This window comes from Kribbella sp. (genome assembly GCF_035655035.1).
Taxonomy (GTDB): Bacteria; Actinomycetota; Actinomycetes; order Propionibacteriales; family Kribbellaceae; genus Kribbella.
In genome coordinates this window covers 1-3,157 of record NZ_DASRVN010000516.1, presented here as the reverse complement: position 1 = coordinate 3,157, position 3,157 = coordinate 1, and the positions used below count along the sequence as shown (strand labels likewise).

At 71.0% G+C, this 3,157-nt stretch carries 3 protein-coding genes; all 3 read left to right on the top strand.

Annotation, left to right across the window (positions count from 1 at the left end; all coding sequences use genetic code 11):
• Positions 1-607, top strand: a 607-nt coding sequence (dacB, locus tag VFF46_RS28215) for a D-alanyl-D-alanine carboxypeptidase/D-alanyl-D-alanine endopeptidase (protein WP_325040254.1), incomplete at its 5' end; no start/stop codon positions are given.
• A gap of 122 nt (positions 608-729) precedes the next feature.
• A complete protein-coding gene (locus VFF46_RS28210) occupies positions 730-1,821 on the top strand; it encodes a zinc-dependent metalloprotease (RefSeq protein WP_325040253.1) in 1,092 nt (363 codons plus the stop codon).
• Positions 1,793-2,842, top strand: a complete 1,050-nt coding sequence (tilS, locus tag VFF46_RS28205; protein WP_325040252.1) for a tRNA lysidine(34) synthetase TilS — start codon at positions 1,793-1,795, stop codon at positions 2,840-2,842. The genes VFF46_RS28210 and tilS overlap by 29 nt, the downstream gene beginning before the upstream one ends.
• The last annotated feature ends 315 nt before the right edge of the window (positions 2,843-3,157 follow it).

Sequence of the window (3,157 nt, the reverse complement as noted above, 5' to 3'; positions counted from 1 at the left end):
GGTCAAGCCGGTCGTCGCGCCGTCCAGCGCGGCACTGCTGGCTCAGGTGAACTCGCCGACGCTCGGACAGATCGTGGAGTACATCAACCTGCACAGCGACAACGACGGCGCCGAGACGCTGCTGCGACACGTGGGGATCGCCACCGGCAACGGTGGCTCCTACATCGGCGGTGTGAAGGGTGTGCGCGCCACACTGACCAAGCTGGGCCTGGACGTGTCGAAGGCGACCATCTACGACGGCAGTGGCCTGACACGGGCCAACAAGGTTCCGCTCGACCTGCTGGCCGGTGCGGTCCGGGTGGCCGCGTCGAAGGACCACCCGGAGCTACGGCACCTGCTGAGCGGTCTCCCGATCGCTGGGTTCAACGGCAGCCTCAAGCGGGGCGAGCGGTTCACCACCCCCGGTACCAGCGCCGGGACCGGGCTGGTCCACGCGAAGACAGGGACCCTCACGAGCGTCCACAGCCTCGCCGGCTATGCCCTTGACCGCACGGGCACGCTCCTCGTCTTCGCGATCGCCAGTGACACCGTCCCGGTGCCCAAGACCCTCGACGCCCGCGCGGCCCTCGACCGCGCAACGGCCGTGCTCGCCAACTGCGGCTGCTGATTGCTGGGACATGCCGGGCCATCTCTCCTGATCCCACGCCTACTGCGCGCCGCTCGGAGGCGCTCCGCCGAGCGCCTGCTCGCGACGGCGTGGGATTAGGAGAGATGGCCTAGGGTCGTTATATGAGTACGGCGGAAGGCGGGACCACGACCGAGATGGTCGACTGGCAGCTGGCGACCGGTGTGGCGCGGAAGCTGGTGCGCCCGGGCCCGGCGGTCAGCCGTGCGGAGGCGGACCAGGTGGTCGCCGACCTGCGGCAGTTCGCTGCCGAGTCCGAGGGACACGTCCGGGAGTTCACCGGGCTGCAGGCCACGTCGGCCACCGCGCCCGTGGTGATCGTGGACCGGCCAGGCTGGGTCCAGGCGAACGCGGACGGCTTCCGGACCGTGCTGCAGCCGCTGGCCGACAAGCTGCGTGAGAAGGCGGACCGGGCGATGCTGGCGTCCGCGGTCGGCTCACGGGTGACCGGGATCGAGGCCGGCGCGCTGCTGGCGTTCCTGTCGTCACGGGTGCTCGGCCAGTTCGACCCGTTCTACCCGGCGCAACCGGACCCGGACCGCCCCGGTCTGACCGGGCGGTTGCTGCTGGTGGCGCCGAACGTCGTACACGTGGAGTCCGAGCTGGACGTCGTACCGCGGGACTTCCGGCTGTGGGTGTGTCTGCATGAGGAGACGCACCGGGTCCAGTTCACCGCGGTGCCGTGGCTGCGGGACCACCTGCGGTCGGAGATCGCGTTGTTCCTCGATCAGGCCGAGCTGGACGCTTCGGCGTACGCGGTGATGTTCCGGGAGGCTGTGCAGCGGCTGGGACGCTCTCTGCGCGGTGAGGCCGAGCTGAGCCTGGTGGACCTCATGCAGTCGCCGGAGCAACGTGCGGTGCTGGACCGGCTGACCGCGGTCATGTCGCTGCTCGAGGGCCACGCGGACTTCGTGATGGACGGGGTCGGGCCCTCGGTGATCCCGACCGTCGACAAGATCCGGGCCAAGTTCACCTCCCGGCGAGCCAGTGGGAACCCGGTGGACCAGCTGCTGAAGCGGCTGCTCGGGCTGGACGCCAAGCTGCGCCAGTACAAGGACGGTGCGGCGTTCGTACGCCGGGTCGTCGACCGAGTCGGCATGGAGGGCTTCAACCGGGTCTGGACCGGGCCGAACACACTGCCGACCAAGAACGAGATCGCGAACCCCGATGCCTGGGTCTCCCGACTCCACGGCTGAGCCCGTCGCGGGCCGGGGCGCGGAGGAACTGGTCGAGCACCGGCGCGGGAAGCTGCACCCGGCGGTGGCCCGGACGCGGGAGGCCGTCCGGGCGACGCTCGCCGAGTTGCCGCAGGGTACGACGGTGCTCGTGGCCTGCTCCGGCGGGACCGACTCCCTGGCGCTGGCGGCTGCTACCGCGTTCGAGGCGCCCAAACTCGGGCTGCGGGCCGGGGCGGTCGTGGTGGATCACGGGCTGCAGGCCGACTCGGCGCAGGTGGCGGAGGCGGCTGCTGAGCAGTGCCGGTCCGTCGGGCTGGAGCCTGTACTGGTCCGGGCGGTCACCGTGGGCAATGAGGGCGGCCCGGAGGGTGCGGCTCGGGCCGCTCGCTACGACGCTCTGCGGGATGCTGCGGACGAGCTGGCAGCGGATGTGGTGCTGCTGGCCCACACACGTGATGACCAGGCGGAGACTGTTCTACTGGGGCTAGGGCGCGGGTCTGGCGCCCGGTCGTTGGCCGGGATGGCTCCGGCGGTCGGGTTGCTGCGGCGGCCGTTCTTGGAGGTGCCCCGGGCTACCACGGCTGCTGCGTGTATCGCGTCGGGGCTGCGGCCGTGGCACGACCCGCACAACGACGACCCGCAGTACGCGCGGGTCCGGGTGCGGCACGAGGTGCTCCCGGTGCTGGAGGAGGCGTTGGGGCCTGGTGTGGTCGAGGCGCTGGCCCGTACGGCGGGTCTGCTCCGGGCGGACGCCGACGCGCTCGACCAGCTCGCCGCGGACGCTGCCGAGACCGCACTGAGCCGTAGCGAAGGCGAGGTGCGCTGCGACGTCGGCGTACTGCTGGAGGAGCCCTCCGCGGTCCGCTCGCGCGTACTGCGACAGGCCGCGCTGGAGGCCGGCTGCCGGGCCACCGACCTCACCGCCGGGCACGTGGCGGCCGTCGACGCGCTGGCCACCGACTGGCGCGGCCAACGCTGGATCGATCTACCACAAGGCATCCGAGCCGTCCGCCGGGGCGGATTCATCGCATTGGGTTGAGGTCGTGTCCGGCAATTCCCCGCCTACTGCGGGGCACTCGGCACGGCATCTCGCCGCACGGGTGCAAAGGCCACGATGCTCCGCATCGAGACCTTCGCCCCCGCGCGCCGAGCTACCGCACCGAGCACCTCCTCGCGACGGCGCGGAATTACCGGACACGACCTAGATGTGACAGGCTGACGCCGTGGATGCTTCGGACATCGAGAAGGACCTGAGCACGATCCATTACACCGAGGACCAGATCCTGGCGAAGCTGCGGGAACTGGCCGGGCGGATCGAGCAGGACTACGAGGGCAAGGACCTCCTCATCGTCGG